Genomic DNA, 18,135 nt, shown 5'->3' on the forward strand with positions numbered 1-18,135 from the left:
CTCAACGCCCCCTCAGCAGTTTCATGGCCTGGCGGCCGAACATGCGGTTCGGTGCGGCGGCCTGGCCGTCGGATTTGCCGAAGCGCACTTCCAGCCAGCGCTGGAAGAAGCCCCACAGGGTGGTCAGGGCGAGGAAGTAGATCGCCACGACCAGGTACAGCTCGAACACGCGGAAGGTCGCGGAGGTGACCATCTGGGTGCTCAGCAGCAGTTCCTGCACACCGATCACGCTGACCAGCGTGGTGTTCTTCAGCATCACGTTGAACTCGTTGCCCAGCGGCGGAACGATCACCCGGAAGGCCTGGGGCAGCACGATGCGACGCATCAGCCTGGGGAAGGTCATGCCGAGGGATTTGCCGGCTTCGTACTGGCCCTTGTCCACCGCGCCGATGCCGGCGCGGATGATCTCGGCCATGTACGCGCCTTCGTTGAGGCCCAGAGCGATGATCGCCGCCTGGATGTTGCCGGGCAGGATGAACAATCCCAGGTCCAGGTCCTCGAAGCGGAAGAGGCCGCCGGCGGCCAGCGCGGTGTAGAGGAAGACGATCTGCACCAGCAGCGGCGTACCGCGCATCAGCCACACGTAGAAGCGCACCGGGTATTGCAGTAGCGGGTTGGTCGACAGGCGCATCAGCGCCGCCAGCAGCCCGAGCACGCAGCCCAGGAGCATGGCGCTGACGGCAATCGCGCAGGTCAGCCAGAGGCCGTAGAGGTAGATGTCGCTCGGCCGCAGCAGGTACTGCCAGAACACGTCCCAGCTGAAGTTCATATCTCGTTACCTCAGTCCAGTTTGTCGCCTTCGATGTGCCACTTGGCCAGGAGCGCGGCGTAGCTGCCGTCGGCCTGCATGTCCTCGATGATCTGGCTGACGGCTTCGCTGAGCTGCTTGTCTTCCTTGCGGATGCCCAGGCCGGTGAGGATGCGCGCGAAGGCCGGTACGCCGATCTCGAACAGGTCCGGGGCCATGCTCTGGTAGTAGCCGGCGGTTTCCACGGTGGTGCCGTAGGCGTCGGTCTGGCGGATACGCAGGGACTGGAAGGCGTCGGTGTCGGTGTTGTAGACCACCACCTTCATCGGCGGCTTGCCGGCCTTGGCCAGTTTCTCGTTGTGGGCGTCGAGCAGGGTGCGGATGGTCGAGCCATTGAGCACGGCGACCTTCTTGCCGGAGAGGTCGTCCAGGCTGCGGATGCCTTCGGGGTTGCCCTTGCCGACGACCACGGCCTGGCTGGAATACATGTAGTTGACCATGTCGATCACTTCGCGCCGCTCGGGCTTGTCGAACAGCTGGTCCACCAGCATGTCGCACTGGCCGGCGAGCAGCGCCGGGATCAGCCCGGAGAAGGGCGTGATGCGCCAGTCGATCTTCTTGTCGCCCAGGCGCTTGGCGATGGCTTCGCCGAGGTCGATGGTGACGCCGGTGAGTTTCTGGTTGGCGTCATAGAAGCCCATGGGCGGGGAGTCCATGCCGCCGCAGAAAGTGACTTTGCTGGCGTTCTGCAAGCGGTCGGGAATCTTCACTTCGGCCTGCGCCAGCGGGGCGGCCAGGCAAAGGGCGAGAAGGCACTGCGGGATCCTGCGTTCGAACATGTTGCTCTCCGGGGTGGGGTTGCCAGGGGCAGTTCAGGGACACAGAAGTACGGGTCTAGGCGCCCGTTGCTTCAAAGGACTTGCGCTTGCTCAGGAGGATTGCGCCTCAGGAGGCTTGTGCTTCAAGGAAATGGGCCAGGGAGGGGATGGTTCCCTCGATGTGGTCGCAGATCACCCGCTCGGCTTCGCGGGCATCGCCCGAGCGCAGGGCGTCGAGGATCACGGCGTGCTCCTCGCGGGCGCTCATGGGCTTGTCGACGTGCTGCAGCCACAGGCGCATGTGCGGCTCGATCACCGAATACAGGGCGGTGATCTGGCGCAGCAGGCGAGGGCGCCCGGCGAGGCTGCAGAGGTATTCATGGAAGGCGCGGTGGCGGCTGACCCACTGCGCGCTGTCGTCGCGGTAGTCGTCCATCTCGTCGAGCATGCGCTCCAGGCGAGAGATGTCGCGGTCGCTCAGTTGCGGCACGGCAATGCGGATGGCCAAGCCTTCCAGGGCGCTGCGCATTTCGAAGACTTCACGCATCTCCTCGATGTTCAGGCCGCTGACGATGGCGCCCCGATTGGGCCGCAGGGTGACCAGACCTTCGGCGTCCAGGCGCTTGAAGGCACCGCGCACGGGCATGCGGCTCATGCCGATCTCACCGGCGATGTCCTCGGCCACCAGGCGGTCGCCGGTCTTGTAGCGACCGGTGCAGATGGCCTGGAGTAGATAGTCGTAGGCCTCGTCTTCGGCGCTCATAGGCGGGCGGGCAGCGGGTACCAGGCGCATGGGATGTTTCCTTGTGGATTTTTGGATCCAATTATCCATGAATGCAAATAAGCAGATGCCGTGCCAAGGATGGCGAAGTGATTGGAAGTCGGCGGGGTAGAGCGGCGGGCGCCGGAAAGTGGCGTAGGAGTCATGGAGGGAGAAGGGGCGAAACGGTAACGGATGGGGTTGTTGGTGCGCGTTCGCGGTGCGCTTCGGTAACGTTGTGGTGCAGGGTCGAGGCAGCAAGGGCGTCGCATTTTGCAGGAGCAAGCTTGCTCGCGAAGGATTACCCGGCGGTACCGACGCTGAGGGCGGTTCGCGAGCAGGCTCGCTCCTACAGCTTCGGGTCGTGCTCCCCGTGCAACTTAAGAACACACCTACATACAAACCGGTTGGTCGATAGTTGACCAAGACGCTTGGTGAATGGTTGCGGCTTTCTATAGAATGCACAAACGTTTCAGCAGACCATGCATCCCTCCCACAACAAAAGCCAAAGCCGAAGGCTTTGCGTGTCTCTCTGCGCAGGACGTCCCTCATTCCATCAAGCAGGCCTCAGAGCCGGCGGAGGAGGGAACTGAGTCCCGACTCATCCTCGTCATCTGTCGCCTTGCCCATCGCTCGCACGCTGTGCGCCGGGGCCGGCCTTCACGCTGAATGACGCCGGTGGGGAAGGCCAAGCCCTAACGACGAGAAACCTTTCGATGATCAAGAAAGTTAGCGGGGCGCTGCTGGGCCTCGCTCTGGCAGTGAATTGCGCGCCCGCCTTTGCGGATACCAAGAAAGTCGACGTGCTGCTGATCGGCGGCGGCATCATGAGCACCACCCTGGGCGTCTGGCTCAATGAGCTGGAACCGGGTTGGTCGATGGAAATGGTCGAACGCCTCGACGGCGTCGCCCAGGAAAGCTCCAACGGCTGGAACAACGCCGGCACCGGCCATTCGGCCCTGGCCGAGCTGAACTACACGCCGGAAGACAAGGACGGCAACGTCACCATCGCCAAGGCCGTGGAGATCAACGAGTCGTTCCAGATCTCCCGTCAGTTCTGGGCCTGGCAGGTGCAGAACGGCGTGCTGAAGAACCCGCGCTCGTTCATCAACTCCACCCCGCACATGAGCTTCGTCTGGGGCGACGACAACATCGCCTTCCTCAAGAAGCGCTACGAAGCGCTGCAGGCCAGCCCGCTGTTCCGCGGCATGCAGTACTCCGAAGACCCGGCGCAGATCGCCAAGTGGGTGCCGCTGATGATGCAGGGCCGCGATCCTTCGCAGAAGATTGCCGCCACCTGGACACCCATCGGCACCGATGTGAACTTCGGCGAGATCACCCGCCAGTTCGCCGGCTACCTGCAGACCAGGCCGAACTTCAGCCTGAAGCTCTCCAGCGAAGTCGAGAACATCACCCGTAACGACGATGGCACCTGGCGCGTCGAGTACAAGAACCTCAAGGACGGCAGCGTTACCGAGACCGACGCCAAGTTCGTCTTCATCGGTGCTGGCGGCGGCGCGCTGCGTCTGTTGCAGAAGTCCGGTATCGAGGAAGCCAAGGACTACGCGGGCTTCCCGGTGGGCGGTTCGTTCCTGGTCACCGAGAACCCGACCATCGCCCAGCAGCACCTGGCCAAGGCTTACGGCAAGGCGTCGGTTGGCGCACCGCCGATGTCCGTGCCGCACCTGGACACCCGCGTGCTCGACGGCAAGCGCGTGATCCTGTTCGGGCCGTTCGCCACCTTCTCCACCAAGTTCCTCAAGGAAGGCTCGTACCTCGACCTGCTGGGCAGCACCAACGTGCATAACGTCTGGCCGATGACCCGCGTGGGCATCGACGAGTACCCGCTGGTGGAATACCTCGCCGGCCAGCTGATGCTCTCCGATGACGACCGCCTCGCCGCGCTGCGCGAATACTTCCCGGAAGCCAAGGCCGAGGACTGGCGCCTGTGGCAGGCCGGCCAGCGCGTGCAGATCATCAAGCGTGACGCGGACAAGGGCGGTGTGCTGAAGCTCGGCACCGAGATCGTCGCTTCCGCCGACGGCAGCATCGCCGGCCTGCTCGGCGCTTCGCCGGGTGCATCCACTGCGGCGCCGATCATGCTCAACGTGCTGGAGAAGGTGTTCAAGGACAAGCTCGCCACGCCCGAGTGGCAGGCCAAGGTCCACCAGATCGTCCCGAGTTACGGCACCAAGCTCAACGACAGCGCGGAGAAGACCTACGCCGAATGGAGCTACACCGCCAAGGTCCTGCAACTGGACCCGCCGCCGGCGATCGACCAGGCACCGGCCGTGCAGCCGACCGACGCCGCCCCGGCTGCGGAAAAAGCGGCCAGCGACATGGCGCTCTGACCCCCGCAAAAGAAAACCGGAGCTGATGCTCCGGTTTTCTTTTCTGCGCCTGGAAATTAGCCGCGCGAAGCTTTCCAGCGGCGGATCACCAGTTTCTCCAGTTCCACCGCGAAGAACACCGCGATGCCTATCCCCAGCGAGATCAGCCAGCCGCTGAAGGGCAGGGCGACGGTGTGGAAGGCGGTCTGCATGAAGGGCACGTAGATCACGAAGCACTGCAGCAGGATCAGCGCCAGGGTCACCGTGAGCAGAGCGCCGTTGCGCAGCAGCGCCCAGTTCAGCGAGAACTCCTCCTGCAGGCGGCAGTTGAACAGGTACGCCCACTGCGCGGTGACCAGGGTGTGCAGGATCATGGTGCGGATGTAGTCGGTATCGTGGCCGTTGCTGACCAGCCAGGCTTCCAGCAGGAAGGCCGCGGCGGTGAGCAGGCCGCCGACGTAGAGCACCCGCCAGACGGCGAAGCCGTTGAGGATCGACTCCTTCGCGTTGCGCGGCGGCCGGCGCATCATCCCCGGCTCGCCGGGCTCGAAGGCCAGGGCGAAGGACAGGGTGGTGGAGGTCGCCATGTTCATCCAGAGGATCTGCAGCGGCGCCAGCGGGATCACCGCGCCGGCGAGGATCGCCATGACGATCAGCAGGCCCTGGGCCATGTTGGTCGGCAGGATGAACAGCACGGTCTTCTTCAGGTTGTCGTAGACCCGGCGGCCCTCGCGCACGGCGCCGGCGATGGTAGAGAAGTTGTCGTCGGTGAGCACCATGTCGGCGGCTTCCTTGGTCACCTCGGTGCCCTTGATGCCCATGGCGATACCGACGTCGGCCTGCTTCAGCGCCGGGGCGTCGTTGACCCCGTCGCCGGTCATGCCGACCACTTCCTCGTTGGCCTGCAGCGCGCGCACCAGGCGCAGCTTGTGTTCGGGGCTGGTGCGGGCGAACACCGAGTACTGCAGGGCGAGGGATTTCAGCTGGGTGTCGTCGGCCTGCTCCAGTTCCTGGCCGGTCATGGCGCGCAGGTCGTTGCCCATGCCGAGCATGCCGGCGATGGCGACGGCGGTGTCCGGGTGGTCGCCGGTGATCATCTTCACCTGGATGCCGGCGCGCTTGCACAGGGCGATGGCTTCGATGGCCTCCGGGCGCGGCGGGTCGAGCAGGCCGGCGACGCCGAGGAAGATCATGCCGTCCTGCACGTCCTCATGATCGATCACGCCGTCATCGGGCTGCACCGGCTTGTAGGCGGCGGCGAGCATGCGCAGGCCTTGCCCTGCGATGAAGCCCATCTCGCGCTCCCAGTACTCGCGGTCCAGCGGCTCGGCGCCGTTGGCGCCCAGTTGCTGGTTGCACATGCGCAGCAGCACGTCCGGCGCGCCCTTGAGGTAGATCAGGCTCTGCCCGGCGACGTCACAGCGGCGCGCCATGTACTTGTAGGCGGAGTCGAAGGGGATCTTGCCGAATTTCTGGAACTCGATCTCCGGCAGGGTCGCCTTGCGTGCCAGGACCTTCAGTGCGCCCTCGGTGGGGCCGCCGACCACGCCCCAGCGGCCTTCTTCATTGAGCTGCAGGCTGCTGTCGTTGCAGATGTCCACCGCGCGGATGAAGGCTTCCAGCGAGCCGTGTTGCGACCAGTCCAGCTCGTCACTGGTGCCGCCGAAGGTGATACGGCCCTTGGGCTCGTAGCTCTGGCCCTCGACGCTGTAGAGACCCTTGGCGAGCAGCACGCTCTTCACGGTCATCTCGTTCATGGTCAGGGTGCCGGTCTTGTCCGAGCAGATCACGCTCATGGCGCCCAGCGTTTCCACGGTCGGCAGCTTGCGGATGATCGCCTTGTTCTGCGCCATGCGCTGTACGCCCAGGGAAAGGATGATCGAGACGATGGCCGGCAGGCCCTCCGGCACCGAGGCCACGGCCAGGCTGATCAGCGACAGCAGCAGCTCGCCGAACGGATAGTCATGCCAGAAGAAGCCGATGATGAAGAGCACCACCATCATGCCGACGATCAGCTGGAAGATGCGCTTGCCCAGCTCGGCGATCTGCCGCAGCAGCGGCGTTTCGCTTTCATCGACGTTGGCGATCAGTTTGTTGATGCGGCCCAGCTCGGTGTTCGCTCCGGTCTCGATTACCACGCCGCGCGCATTGCCGGCGCTGACGTTGGTGCCGGAGAACCCGAGGTTCAGGCGGTCGGCCAGCAGCGCCTCCTTGTCCAGCGCGTCGGCCTGCTTGCCGACGGTGAGGGATTCGCCGGTGAGCATGGATTCCTCGACCTGCAGGTGGTGCACGTCGAACAGGCGCACGTCGGCGGGAATCTTGTCGCCGGGGCGCAGGATGACGATGTCGCCGGGTACCAGCTGGGCGGCGTCCATCTCGATCTTCTTGCCATTGCGCACCACGTGGGCGGTGCTGCTGAGCATGCCGCGCAGCGCGGCGAGGGATTTCTCCGCCTTGTTCTCCTGGAAGAAGCCGATACCGGCGTTGATCACCGCCACCAGCAGGATGACGATGGTGTCCGTCCAGTGGCCCATCAGCGCGGTAGCCACGGCGGCGGCCAGGAGGATGTAGATCAGCACGTCGTTGAAGTGCCGGGCGAAGCGCAGCCAGAGCGGATCGACGTCCTTGGCCGGCAGCGCGTTGGGACCGACGCGCAGCAGCCGTGCGCCGGCATCGTCAGGGGAAAGGCCTTCCGCGCTGGTTTGTAGGTCGGCCATGGTCTGCTCGACGCTCTTGCGGTACCAGTCGGTGGCTTGCGGTTTGTGGTCGGTGGTTTGCGGTGCAGTCATGCTCTGACTCTCGGCTCCTGCCTGTTGGGAAAGTGGGACTGCACCCAGATTAGACGGTGGGGATTGCACCGGGCCTGTCATATCTCAAGGTTCGGCGGATCCTCGCTGAACCGTTGCTGAATAGCGTGGGATTTGTCATCAGAGGTAGGGATTGGCGTAGCAATGGGCTCAGTGCGTGTTCGGGGCAGCGTCGCTCCGGGCCGGGGTGAGGTGGGCGAAACCCTCGCGAACGGAGTCCGTTCCTGCAAGGTCGATGGCTCCAGTTCCCGCGTTCCGCCCACCCGGCTGGCTTGCCGCCAGCGGTTCGGCGTGCAGCCCACGAGCTTGCGGAAGCTGCGGCAGAAGTGCGACTGATCAGCGAAGCCGCATTCCTGCCCGACCTGGGAAATCGGCGCGTCGCCGCTGGCCAGCAGCTCGCGGGCGCGGTCGATGCGCAGGCGCAGCGCCCATTCCCGCGGCGCGAAACCGGTGGCCTGCTTGAACGCACGGGAGAAATGGCTGCGCGACAGGCCGCATTGCTCGGCGACATCGGCGATGTACAGACGGCTGAGCAGGCAGCCGGCGAGGATTTCCTTGGCCTTGCGCTCCTGCCAGGGGGCGAGGGCGAGGCGTTCGCCATCGCTGCGCGCGTCGTTGCACGGATCCGGCATGCGGTAGTGCTCCAGCAGATGCCGGCAGAGGCGCTGGCTGGCTTCGTGCACGCCTTCACCGGGGGACTGCAGTTGCTCCATGAGCTGCAGGACCAGGCGGTGTGTCGCAGGGGCGAGCATGGTCGCTACCTGGTGGGCAGGTGCGGGCATGATGTCTCTCTTCTCGTCGGCTTCCAGTGGCGGCAAAAGCCGCCTGATAAAAAGGAAAATTCAAGGTAAATCAAGGTGATCCGATGCTCAATCGAATTCGCCGGAGGCAGCGCTTTCAAGCACATCCGTCCAAGAAAAACCTCGTGGGGCATGGTCGACTGGCGCGACCCTCGTCTTGTGCCAAGATGCCCAATTACACAGCCCCGAGCGACCAGCCATGAACCGAAACGACCTGCGCCGCCTGGACATGAACCTGCTGGTGATCTTCGAATCCCTGATGCTGGAGCGGAATTTGACCCGCGTCGGCGAGAAACTGTTCATCACCCAGTCCACTGTCAGTGCTGCGCTGGCGCGCCTGCGCGACCTGTTCGACGACCCGCTGCTGGTGCGCGCCGGCCGCGCCATGGAGCCCACCAGCCGGGCGCTGCACATCTTCGAGGAGCTGCGGCCGGCGATGGATGTGATCTCCGCCGCGGTCAGCCGCGCCAAGTCCTTCGAGCCCCAGAGCAGCTGCAATATCTTCCGCCTGGGCCTGTCCGACGATGCCGAGTTCGGCCTGTTTCCCGCGCTGCTGGCGCGCTTGCAGCAGGAGGCGCCGAACATCACGGTGGTGGTGCGCCGGGCCAATTTTCTGCTGATGCCGGCACTGCTCTCGTCCGGCGAGATCACCGTTGGCGTCAGCTACACCACCGACCTGCCGGCCAACGCCAAGCGCCGCAAGCTGCGCGATATCGGCGTGAAGGTGCTGCGCGGCGACGACCGCCCCGGCCCGCTGACCCTGGACGAATACTGCTCGCGGCCGCACGTGATGGTGTCCTTCTCCGGCGACCTCAACGGCGCCATCGACCTGGACCTGGAGCGTATCGAGCGCCGCCGTCGGGTGGTGCTTGCCGTGCCGCAGTTCGGCAGCCTGCGCGCGCTGCTGCGCAACACCGAGATGATCGCCACCGTGCCGGACTACGCCGCCTGCGCCCTGGTGGAGGACAGTTGCCTGCGCGCCGAGGAGCCACCCCTGGAGATCAAGCCGGCGGAGCTGTCGATGGTCTGGAGCGCCGCCCACGACAACGACCCGGCCGAGCGCTGGTTGCGCGAGCGGATGGTGGAATACATGAGCGCGGCGGTACCCTGAATCCCGCTATCCGCTATCCGCTATCCGCTATCCGCTATCCGCTATCGGTATGCTTCCGACACAGGCGTCCAAGAATCGGGCGGGCAAAACGGAGCAGCATGGCGCCATCATCTTCCAAGGAGGCGCCCGCCATGCCGGCATCCCGCAGCAACCCTTGCTTGACGCTTTTGGCCAGCACACTGCTGGTCTCCACCGTTGCCTGGGCCGAGCCGCCGGCCGCGCCGAAGACCCAGGCGCCGGGCTATTTCCGCCTGGCCGTGGGCGATTACGAAGTCACCGCGCTGTACGACGGGTACAACGATCTGTCGCCGGGCCTGTTGCTGGGCCTGAGTCGCGAGCGCATCGGTGCTCTGCTGGCGCGCAGCGCCATGGGTGACGAGCGTGTGCAGACCAACTTCAATGCCTTCCTGGTCAATACCGGCAAGCACCTGGTGCTGGTGGACAGCGGTGCCGGCCAGTGCATCGGCGGCACCGCCGGGCACCTGCCGGAGAACATGAAGGCCGCTGGCTACGCGCCTGAACAGGTGGACAGCATCCTGCTCACCCATATGCACCTGGACCATGTCTGCGGCCTGGTGGACGGGCAGGGCCGGGCGCTGTTCGCCAACGCCACCGTCTACGCGACCCAGGCCGAGGCGGATTACTGGCTGGACGAGAAGCGCCGAGACCAGGCGCCGGAAAAGGCCCGCGAGTTCTTCCAGGTGGCGCAACAGTCGCTCGCGCCATACCGAGCCACCAATCGCCTGCGGACGTTCGTGCCACCGGCCTCGCCTTTGCCCGAGCTGCAGACCGAGGCCACCAGTGGCCATACGCCGGGCAGCACCAGCTACCGCTTCGAGTCCGGTGGAGAGGCTATCGTCTTCATCGGCGACCTGATCCACAACGTCGCCGTGCAGTTCGCCCACCCGGAGGTGGCGATCCGTTTCGACACCGACCCGAAGCAGGCGGTGAAGGCTCGCGAGGCGGAGTTCGGCGCGCTGGCGAAAAACGGCGCCTGGGTGGCCGCCGCGCACCTGCCGTTCCCTGGCATCGGCCATATCACCCGCGACGGCAAGGCGTTCAACTGGGCACCGGCGGTTTACGGCCCGTACCAGCGTGCGCAGGAGGTGCCGTTCATCCAGTGACGGGCAGGGCGAAAGCCTGTGCGATGGCATCGATCACTGCCCGCACCCGCGCCGTATGGCGCACGTCCTTGTGGGTGACCAACCACACGTCATAGGGCAAGGGCGGGCGCTCCGGCCACAGGCGGACCAGGCCGCCCGCCTCACCCATTGGCAGCGGCAGTTCGCCCACGCCGAGGCCGCAGGCCAGCGCGCGGCGGACCATGAAGCCGGAGGTGCAGGTCATGGCGATGCGCCCGCGGATGATCGGCTCGGAGGCGAGGAGCAGGTCCTTGCCGGCATCCAGATATGGCTGGTAGACCACCAGGTCGTGCCCGGCAAAGGCGGTTCCCGGCTCGGGTATGCCGCGCTCCTCGATGTACTGCGCGGAGGCGAACAGCCCGCTGCCCCAGCGCGCCAGGCGCCGTACGATCAGGTCGGGGTTCTCCGGCTGGTGGGTGCGCACGGCAATGTCGGCCTCGCGCTTGCTCAGGTTGAGCATCTGCGTGGAAGTCTGCAGCTGCACCTCGATCCCCGGCTCCTCGCGGTGCAGGGCGGCCACGGCGGGGATGATGTAGTCCGTGGCGAAGGAGTCGGTGGTGGTGACCCGCACCACGCCACTCATGCGCTCGTCCATGCCGAGGATCTGCCGTTGCAGGTCGGCGGCGGAGGACTCCATGGCCTGCGCCGCGGCCATGGCGATCTCGCCCGCGGCGGTCAGACTGTAGCCGGCCGAGGTACGCAGGAAGAGCGTTGCCTCCAGCGAGCGTTCCAGCGAGGCCAGGCGCCGGCCCACCGTCGCCTGGTCCACCGCGAGCAGACGGGCGGCGCCGCGCAGGGTCTGTTCGCGGCACAGGGCGAGAAACACCCGGGCGTCGTCCCAGTTCATCATGGTGATTTTCCTTTGATGCAGAAATGCAAACCTGGAAAGAAAACTCGCTGCATTATTTCATCTTCTCGCGACTTTATGATCTCCCCATTGTCAAGCAACGGCGCCGCCCCGACGGCGCGATAGGGGTTGTCATGAATACCGATGCTTCCCGCCTCGCCAGCCGAGGCTCCCTCTGGTTGCCGATCTGGGCCGGCCTGTGCGCCAGTCTGGTCGGCATCGGCCTGGCGCGTTTCGCCTACACGCCACTGATTCCGGCGCTGATCGAGGCGCACTGGTTCTCGGCCTCGGCCGTGGTCTACCTGGGGGCCGCCAATCTCGCCGGCTACCTGGTCGGCGCCCTGGCCGGGCGCCCGCTGGCGGCGCGTTGGTCGAGCGCCGTGGTGCTGCGCGGCATGATGCTGCTGGTCACGCTGTCGTTCTTCGCCTGCGCCTGGCCGCTGAACCAGGCGTGGTTCTTCTGCTGGCGACTGGTCTCGGGGATTTCCGGCGGGGTGATCATGGTGCTGGCCGCCAGCACCATCCTGCCGCAGGTGGTCGCCAGTCGTCGTGGATTGGCCAGCGGAGCGATCTTCCTCGGCATCGGCCTGGGCATTGCCGCCTCCGGCACGCTGGTGCCTTTGTTGCTGGCGCTGGGGCTGGTGCAGGCCTGGCTGGGCCTCGGCGCCCTGGCCCTGGCGCTCAGCCTGAGCAGTTGGTTCGGTTGGCCACGGGAGCACGCCCACGCCCAGGCGCACAATGTCGCGGCGCCGCGGGCCTCGGCAGGCGTCTACGTGCTGTTCGCCCAGTACGCATTGATGGCGTCTGCGCTGGTGGCGCCGATGATGTTCCTGGTGGACTACGTCGCCCGCGGGCTGGGCGCCGGCACTCACAGCGGCGCACTGATCTGGACACTGTATGGCGTCGGTGCCATCGTCGGGCCGGTGGTCTACGGCTTCCTTGCCGATCATCTCGGGGCGCGGGCAGCGATCCGCCTGGTGCTGGTGGCGCAATTCATCGCCCTCGGCCTGTTGCTGGAAACCGGCGACCTGCGCCTGCTGGGCGTCGCCAGTCTGGTGATCGGTTCGTTCCCGCCGGGCATTGTGCCGCTGGCCCTGGCGCGGGTGCATCAACTGGTGCCTGGCCACGCTGCGCAGAATGCCACCTGGAGCCGTGCGACCGTCTCCTTCGCCAGCTTCCAGGCCATTGCCGGCTACGCCTACTCGGCGCTCTTCACTGCGAGCCACGGGCACTACGCGTTGCTGTTCGCGGTGGCCGCCGGAGCCATCGTCCTGGCGCTGCTGATGGAATTGGCGCTGCTGTTCAAGGCATCGTCCGCAGTGGCTGAAACCGCCCATGGCTGAGTCAGAACGCGCCCTTGAGCGGATACTCGATGATCACGTAGAGGCGGTCGATATCCGCTCCGCCCTGGGCGTCGTTGGCGCGGTGCGAGACTTGCGCGAAGCTCAGGGCCAGGTCTTTGGCCGGACCGGACTGGACCACGTAGCGCAGGTCCAGGTCGCGTTCCCAGTGGCGCCCGCCGTCGCCGTAGGTCGGCTGGCAGGTGGCGCCATCCAGGGGGTTGTAGGCACCCCCGCACGGGGCATGGGTGCCGTCGATGCCACTGCCGCGTACGTAGCGCGCGGACAGAGTCAGGCCGGCAAGCCCGGCGCTGGCGCCGTCCCACTGGTAACGCGCTTGCCAGGAGTGCTCACCGGGGCCGTTGAAGTCGGCGTACTTGATGGAGTTGGCGAGGTAGATGGAGTCGCCGCCGACGAAGTCGAAGGGTGTGTCGCCGTTGACTTTCTGGTAGGCAAGGCTCAGTGCGTGGCTGCCCAGGGCGACCTTGCCCAGCAGGCTCCACGCCAGGGTGTCGATGTTGCCGGCGCGGGCGCTGCCGGTGTCGCCGGTCTTGTACAGGTTGGCGTCCACCGACCAGCGACCGACTCGGCCATTGAGGTTGGCGTAGCCCTGGCGCCAGACGTCGTCCAGTTGGCTGGCATAGAGTGCACCTCCCCAGTTCGCATCGGGTGCGCTCCAGGTGGCGCCGGCCAGGCTCAGGCCGCCGAAGCGGGTACTGGCGCCGTAGCCTTCGAATTCGCCGTGGCTGGAGCTGGAATTCTGGTTCTTGAAGGCGGTGAAGCGCCCGGCTTGCAGGCGCAGGCCCGGCAGGCTCCTGTCGTCGAGAAACCAGCCGGTGGCGTACTCGGGTTGCAGGCGCTTGTCGCCGGTGTCGAATACCGGCGTCTCCACTTCCATTTCGCCCCAGGCCAGGCTGGTTTTTTCGTGCACCAGACGCAGCGCGGCACCCGCATCGGAGTAATCGCTCTCGCTGCGGCCGTCGCTGTCCAGCGGTAGCAGGCCGGTGCCGGCGTGGCCGCGCCCGCCATCGAGCTTCAGGCCGAGGAAGGCATGGGCATCGACGCCCAGGCCGATGGTACCGGGCGTGACGTCGCTGCTGAACTTGCCGATGAAACCCTGCGCCCATTCGCGGCGCAGGCTCTGGCCGTTGGGGCCGGGGCTGCGGTAGTCGTTGTCGAGGAAGTAATTGCGCGACAGAAGCGACCAGTCGGCGGCGTGGACCGGAACGCAGGCGAACGCCAGGGCGCAGGGAAGCAGGGCGTTTCTCACGGTCCGGGCTCCGTGTGGAGGGCGCTAGGGCGGGGCAGGGCGAGGCGATAGCTTCCCGGCCCGGCAATCGCCAGACCGGCGAAAAGAATCAGCATCCACCAGGCGAACTGGCCTTCCTCCAGCGACCACTGCGGGTGCACGAACACCAGTGCCACCAGCAGCACGGCGATCACCGGCAGGCAGGCGAGGCGGGCGAACACGCCGAGGATCAGCAGGATCGGGCAGAGCACTTCGGCGAACACCGCCAGCACCAGGGTTGGCGCCGCGCCGAGGCCGAAGGGGTCTTCGATGTGCTGCAGCTCGCTTTGCCAGTGCAGCAGCTTGGGCAGCCCGTGCACCTGGAGCAGCAGCAGGGCGGCGGCAACGCGCATGAACAGCAGCGCTAGCGCGCCGGAGCGGTCGGGGGTCGGCATGGTGTCGTCAATCCTGCAAATGAAAAAGGGGCAGCAATGCCGCCCCTATCCGGTGCCCGGGCTCAGTGGCCTTCGCTGGCGTTGAACATGGTCTTGGCGTAGATCAGGCCCAGGCCGTAGGCGCCGCCATGCTCGATGGAGGTCTTCACGGTGGCATCGTAGGTCTCGCCGCGGGCCCAGTCGCGTTGCAGCTCCAGCAGGTACTGCAGGGAGGTCATCGGGCGGGCACCCAGCTGGATCATTCGTTGCAGGGCCATTTCGTGGGCCTCGGTGGAGACGTCGCCACAGGCGTCGGCGATGACGTAGACCTCGAAGCCCTGGTCAATGGCCGACAGGGCCGGGCCGACGATGCACACGGAGGTCCAGAGGCCGGCCAGGACGATCTTCTGCTTGCCGAACTTGTTCACTTCCACGGCGATGCGCGGGTCTTCCCAGGTGTTCATGCTGGTGCGGTCGATGACGTTGTGCTCGGGGAAGACCGACTTGATCTCATCGAAGATCGGGCCGGAGAAGCTCTTCTCGGCGACGGTGGTGAGGATGGTGGAAACGTCGAACTCCTTGGCCGCCTTGGCCACCAGGGCGGCGTTGTTGCGCAGGGTCACGGCGTCGATGGACTTGGTCGCGAAGGACATCTGCGACTGGTGGTCGATCATGATCAGGGTGTGGTCGGTGGGGTTGAGCAGGGTCTTGCCGGGAACGGCTTTGGCGATGGCGGTCATGGCGATGGTCCTTGTGGATGGCGTGGGTGGATGAGGTTCGAGTGATCGATGGGCCCGGACTGCCGTAGCCGGTGCCGAACCGTGGACGCATCTTTGCCGATCGGCGAAAGGCGCGGAACAGACAGCCTTGCACGGCCACTTTGCAGTTCTGCAAGGCCCGCCCGAGGGCGTTGATGGGCAGACTATGGTTCCGCCGCCCCGCCAATTATTGGACCTGTGTGCTCGGCCCACCTGGCGGAGAATGATGCAAACGTGCGATTCGCCGTCGTGGCGAATGGGTACAGTGGTTTTTTCCATACCGGGGCACGCGAGACCGCCAAGCCCCGCTTGCGTGCGAGTAGAAGAATGAAAACAGTGGCCATGGTGCTGTACGACGATGTGCTGGCGCTGGATGTAACGGGGCCGATGGAGGTGTTCTCCATGGCGAACCGCTACCTGCCGCCGGAGCAGCACTACCGGTTGCTGACGGTGGCGGCGAAGCCCGAGGCCGTGCGCGCCTCCAGCGGCCTGAAGATGAGCGCGGACCTGCCGCTGGAAGCACTGCTGGCGGGCGTCGACCTGCTGCTGGTGCCCGGCGGGCCGGGCGCCTACAACGGCCGCAACGAGGCGCTCACTGCCGGGCTGCCGGCAGCGGCGCGCGCGGCGAAACGCTATGGCGCGGTGTGCACCGGAGCCTTCCTGCTCGGCGCGGCCGGGTTGCTTGACGGCTACCGTTGCACCACCCACTGGAATTACCTGGAGCGCCTGGCACAGCTGTACCCGCGCACCCAGGTGCAGGCCGAGCGTATCTACGTCATCGACCGCAACCTGATCACTTCCGGCGGGGTCACCGCCGGCATCGACATGGCGCTGGCCGTCGTCGCCGAGGACCACGGCAAGGACATCGCGCTGGAAGTCGCCAAGGTGCTGCTGGTGGTGCTCAAGCGCCAGGGCGGGCAGACGCCGTTCGGCCCGCTGCTGGTGTCGGTGGTGCGCGACGGCTCGGTGATCGCCCGCGCACAGGCCTTCGTGGTGGACCACATCGACGAGCCGCTGACGGTGAATCGCCTGGCCGAGCAGGTGGCCATGAGCCCGCGCAACTTCGCCCGTGCCTTCCAGCGCGAGACCAGCATGACGCCCATGCAGTACGTGCAGAGCGCGCGCATCGACCACGCGCGCAAGCTGCTGGAAAGCAGCGACCTGCCACTCAAGCAGGTGGCTTGTCGCAGCGGCTTCGGCAGCCCCCGGCACATGCGCACGGTCTTCGGCGAACGCATCGGCATGACGCCGAGCCAGTACCGCGAGCAGTTCGGCTTCGCCTGATGGCAGTGCGCCGCATTTCATGCCGGTTGACCGTCCGGCGCACCCTAGTTGGCCGAATCCTTCCCCCTGCGGGAATTGCGCTGTCACACGAGGACGGGAAAATACCCTGACCACCAATCAGGGGCGCGTCACCTCGGTTCTGACCAGATCGCCTGGAGGCCTTGTTGTAGAGCGATCCGTCGGACTAAAGACGTGAGCAGGACATGAGCGAAAGCACGGAAAACCGCACCGAGACCATCCTGCAGTTCGGTCGCTTCCAGTTTCATCCCTACAAGCGCCAGCTGCTGCAGGGGGACCGCCCGGTGCGCATCGGCAGCCGGGCGCTGGACATTCTCCAGGTGCTGATCCGCCAGCCCGGTGAGATCATCGGCAAGGATACGATCATCGCCCAGGTGTGGGGCAACACCGTGGTCGAAGAGATCAACCTGCGCGTACACATCGCCGCCCTGCGTCGCGCCCTCGGCGAAGGCCGCACCGGCGAACGCTACATCGCCAACGTGCCGCTGCGTGGTTATGGCTTCGTCGGTGTGGTGGAAACCGTCACCGCCCCGGTACAGGCTGTCGCACTGCCTTGCGAGGTGCGCGCCAGCAACCTGCCGGTGCTGCTGATGGGCCTGGTCGGCCGCCAGGCGCTGCTGGAACGGGTGGTGAGGCAGCTGCCCGCGACGCGCCTGCTGACCCTGGTCGGCCCTGGGGGCATGGGCAAGACCTCGCTGGCGATCCACTGCGCCGAGTCGCTGCACAAGCATTTCAGCCAGGTGCGCTTCCTCGATCTGTCCATCGACCCGGATGGCATCTCCCTCAGCCAGAACCTCGCCGTCCTCCTGCGCGAGCCGGTGCAGGAGCCGACCCTGCTGTTGCTGGATAACTGCGAGCACCTTGCCGAGCGCTGCGCCGAGGCGGTGGAGTACCTGTTGCGCCTGCATCCGGCGCTGAGCATTCTTGCCACCAGCCGCGAGCCGTTGCGCGCGGAAGGCGAACATGTGTTGCGCCTGCCGCCGCTGGAGGTGCCCGCGCAGGACGACGCGCCCCTGGCACTGGCCATGTGCAGTTCGGCGGTTCAGCTGTTCGTGATGCGTGCGCGGGAAGTCTGCGACCGCTTCGAACTCAAGCCGGGCCAGGTGCGCGCGATCATCGATATCTGCCGGCGCCTGGACGGCATACCCCTGGCCATCGAGATGGCGGCGCGGCAGGTGGGCATCCTCGGTCTCACCGGGCTGCCGGCCCTGCTGGATACGCCCATGCAACTGCTGATGCCCGGCCGCCGTACCGCGCCGGCGCGGCAGCAGAGCCTGCGGGCGACCTATGACTGGAGCTACGGGTTGCTGGATGTTGCCGAGCAACGCTGCCTTCGCCTGCTCGCGCAACTGGACGAGGACTTCACGCTCGACGCGGCCGTGGCCTCGCTCGATGGCAATCCCCTGTGCCGCGAATGTGCATTCGCGGCGGTGCGCCAACTGGCGGACAAGTCGCTGCTATGGGTGGAGCAGGGCGAGTGCGAGGTACGCTACCGGTTGCCCCACACGGCGCGGGCGTATATGCGGCAGGTCGATGTGACCGAATTGGCTATCAGCGCCGCTTAATCGCACCTTCGATTACCCAAGCGCGGGGGCGGACTCGAAAACTCTGTCACCGCAAGGTAGCCCGCCCTGTCGGCGATAGCCCGTTCCGGGTTCGTCACCCTGGAAAAGCAAAAGCCCAACCCAGCACATGCGTCCAATAGGCCAG

Annotated in this window: 15 protein-coding genes; 6 read left to right on the forward strand and 9 right to left on the reverse strand. The window is 66.0% G+C overall.

All coding sequences use genetic code 11. The features are described from left to right. Window position 1: 1 nt before the first annotated feature. The 3 genes from GJV37_RS11130 to GJV37_RS11140 form a co-directional block, all read right to left on the reverse strand. Window positions 2-769, reverse strand: a complete 768-nt coding sequence (locus tag GJV37_RS11130) for an amino acid ABC transporter permease (protein WP_193452470.1) — start codon at window positions 767-769, stop codon at window positions 2-4. A gap of 11 nt (window positions 770-780) precedes the next feature. Then, a complete protein-coding gene (locus GJV37_RS11135) occupies window positions 781-1,587 on the reverse strand; it encodes an ABC transporter substrate-binding protein (RefSeq protein WP_170858670.1) in 807 nt (268 codons plus the stop codon). 106 nt (window positions 1,588-1,693) lie between these two features. After that, the gene (locus tag GJV37_RS11140) at window positions 1,694-2,359 is read right to left on the reverse strand and encodes a GntR family transcriptional regulator (RefSeq protein WP_170858671.1); all 666 of its coding nucleotides are present in this window, start codon (window positions 2,357-2,359) and stop codon (window positions 1,694-1,696) included. A gap of 683 nt (window positions 2,360-3,042) precedes the next feature. On the opposite strand from GJV37_RS11140, the gene mqo reads away from it, so the two are divergent. After that, the gene (mqo, locus tag GJV37_RS11145; protein ID WP_065084802.1) at window positions 3,043-4,677 is read left to right on the forward strand and encodes a malate dehydrogenase (quinone); all 1,635 of its coding nucleotides are present in this window, start codon (window positions 3,043-3,045) and stop codon (window positions 4,675-4,677) included. Between the two features lie 56 nt (window positions 4,678-4,733). On the opposite strand, the gene GJV37_RS11150 is transcribed toward mqo, so the two are convergent. Then, window positions 4,734-7,445: a cation-transporting P-type ATPase gene (locus GJV37_RS11150; RefSeq protein ID WP_193452471.1), complete on the reverse strand. Its 2,712-nt coding sequence runs from the start codon at window positions 7,443-7,445 to the stop codon at window positions 4,734-4,736. A 77-nt stretch (window positions 7,446-7,522) separates the two neighbouring features. Beyond that, a complete protein-coding gene (locus GJV37_RS11155; protein WP_193452472.1) occupies window positions 7,523-8,245 on the reverse strand; it encodes a helix-turn-helix transcriptional regulator in 723 nt (240 codons plus the stop codon). 217 nt (window positions 8,246-8,462) lie between these two features. Between GJV37_RS11155 and GJV37_RS11160 the strand changes: the two genes are divergently transcribed. After that, window positions 8,463-9,374 (forward strand): LysR substrate-binding domain-containing protein, encoded by a 912-nt coding sequence (locus GJV37_RS11160; RefSeq protein WP_024762838.1) that lies wholly within the window; start codon window positions 8,463-8,465, stop codon window positions 9,372-9,374. A 131-nt stretch (window positions 9,375-9,505) separates the two neighbouring features. Next, the gene (locus GJV37_RS11165; RefSeq protein WP_193452473.1) at window positions 9,506-10,498 is read left to right on the forward strand and encodes an MBL fold metallo-hydrolase; all 993 of its coding nucleotides are present in this window, start codon (window positions 9,506-9,508) and stop codon (window positions 10,496-10,498) included. Here GJV37_RS11165 and GJV37_RS11170 read toward each other — a convergent pair. Then, window positions 10,488-11,363: a LysR family transcriptional regulator gene (locus GJV37_RS11170; protein WP_193452629.1), complete on the reverse strand. Its 876-nt coding sequence runs from the start codon at window positions 11,361-11,363 to the stop codon at window positions 10,488-10,490. The two genes, GJV37_RS11165 and GJV37_RS11170, sit on opposite strands and share 11 nt — an antisense overlap. Window positions 11,364-11,497: 134 nt before the next feature. Here GJV37_RS11170 and GJV37_RS11175 point away from each other — a divergent pair, with 134 nt between their 5' ends. Next, complete coding sequence (locus GJV37_RS11175) at window positions 11,498-12,706, forward strand: YbfB/YjiJ family MFS transporter (protein ID WP_193452474.1); 1,209 nt, start codon at window positions 11,498-11,500, stop codon at window positions 12,704-12,706. Between the two features lies 1 nt (window position 12,707). Here GJV37_RS11175 and GJV37_RS11180 read toward each other — a convergent pair whose 3' ends face one another. The 3 genes from GJV37_RS11180 to GJV37_RS11190 form a co-directional block, all read right to left on the reverse strand. Further along, a complete protein-coding gene (locus GJV37_RS11180; RefSeq protein WP_037009679.1) occupies window positions 12,708-13,973 on the reverse strand; it encodes an OprD family porin in 1,266 nt (421 codons plus the stop codon). Beyond that, complete coding sequence (locus GJV37_RS11185; RefSeq protein WP_193452475.1) at window positions 13,970-14,386, reverse strand: DoxX family protein; 417 nt, start codon at window positions 14,384-14,386, stop codon at window positions 13,970-13,972. Before GJV37_RS11185 ends, GJV37_RS11180 begins: the two co-directional genes overlap by 4 nt. 62 nt (window positions 14,387-14,448) lie before the next feature. Further along, on the reverse strand, window positions 14,449-15,105 hold the full coding sequence (locus GJV37_RS11190; protein WP_024762844.1) for a hydrolase: 657 nt from the start codon (window positions 15,103-15,105) through the stop codon (window positions 14,449-14,451). Between the two features lie 345 nt (window positions 15,106-15,450). On the opposite strand from GJV37_RS11190, the gene GJV37_RS11195 reads away from it, so the two are divergent. Continuing rightward, window positions 15,451-16,407 carry a GlxA family transcriptional regulator gene (locus GJV37_RS11195; RefSeq protein WP_164488255.1) on the forward strand — a complete coding sequence of 319 codons (957 nt, stop codon included), beginning with the start codon at window positions 15,451-15,453 and terminating at the stop codon, window positions 16,405-16,407. Window positions 16,408-16,610: 203 nt separating this feature from the next. Further along, on the forward strand, window positions 16,611-17,990 hold the full coding sequence (locus GJV37_RS11200; RefSeq protein ID WP_170858679.1) for an ATP-binding protein: 1,380 nt from the start codon (window positions 16,611-16,613) through the stop codon (window positions 17,988-17,990). Window positions 17,991-18,135: the final 145 nt, after the last annotated feature.

Source organism: Pseudomonas nitroreducens, assembly GCF_010994165.1.
Lineage (GTDB): Bacteria > Pseudomonadota > Gammaproteobacteria > Pseudomonadales > Pseudomonadaceae > Pseudomonas > Pseudomonas nitroreducens.

What these genes read in the sequence shown, in the direction of transcription:
- GJV37_RS11170 (WP_193452629.1), bottom strand. Translation starts at nt 11,363, where the DNA reads ATGAACTGGGACGACGCCCGGGTGTTTCTCGCCCTGTGCCGCGAACAG.
- GJV37_RS11155 (WP_193452472.1), bottom strand. Translation starts at nt 8,245, where the DNA reads ATGCCCGCACCTGCCCACCAGGTAGCGACCATGCTCGCCCCTGCGACA.
- GJV37_RS11160 (WP_024762838.1), top strand. Translation starts at nt 8,463, where the DNA reads ATGAACCGAAACGACCTGCGCCGCCTGGACATGAACCTGCTGGTGATC.
- GJV37_RS11150 (WP_193452471.1), bottom strand. Translation starts at nt 7,445, where the DNA reads ATGACTGCACCGCAAACCACCGACCACAAACCGCAAGCCACCGACTGG.
- mqo (WP_065084802.1), top strand. Translation starts at nt 3,043, where the DNA reads ATGATCAAGAAAGTTAGCGGGGCGCTGCTGGGCCTCGCTCTGGCAGTG.
- GJV37_RS11140 (WP_170858671.1), bottom strand. Translation starts at nt 2,359, where the DNA reads ATGCGCCTGGTACCCGCTGCCCGCCCGCCTATGAGCGCCGAAGACGAG.
- GJV37_RS11165 (WP_193452473.1), top strand. Translation starts at nt 9,506, where the DNA reads ATGCCGGCATCCCGCAGCAACCCTTGCTTGACGCTTTTGGCCAGCACA.
- GJV37_RS11200 (WP_170858679.1), top strand. Translation starts at nt 16,611, where the DNA reads ATGAGCGAAAGCACGGAAAACCGCACCGAGACCATCCTGCAGTTCGGT.
- GJV37_RS11175 (WP_193452474.1), top strand. Translation starts at nt 11,498, where the DNA reads ATGAATACCGATGCTTCCCGCCTCGCCAGCCGAGGCTCCCTCTGGTTG.
- GJV37_RS11130 (WP_193452470.1), bottom strand. Translation starts at nt 769, where the DNA reads ATGAACTTCAGCTGGGACGTGTTCTGGCAGTACCTGCTGCGGCCGAGC.
- GJV37_RS11190 (WP_024762844.1), bottom strand. Translation starts at nt 15,105, where the DNA reads ATGACCGCCATCGCCAAAGCCGTTCCCGGCAAGACCCTGCTCAACCCC.
- GJV37_RS11195 (WP_164488255.1), top strand. Translation starts at nt 15,451, where the DNA reads ATGAAAACAGTGGCCATGGTGCTGTACGACGATGTGCTGGCGCTGGAT.
- GJV37_RS11135 (WP_170858670.1), bottom strand. Translation starts at nt 1,587, where the DNA reads ATGTTCGAACGCAGGATCCCGCAGTGCCTTCTCGCCCTTTGCCTGGCC.
- GJV37_RS11185 (WP_193452475.1), bottom strand. Translation starts at nt 14,386, where the DNA reads ATGCCGACCCCCGACCGCTCCGGCGCGCTAGCGCTGCTGTTCATGCGC.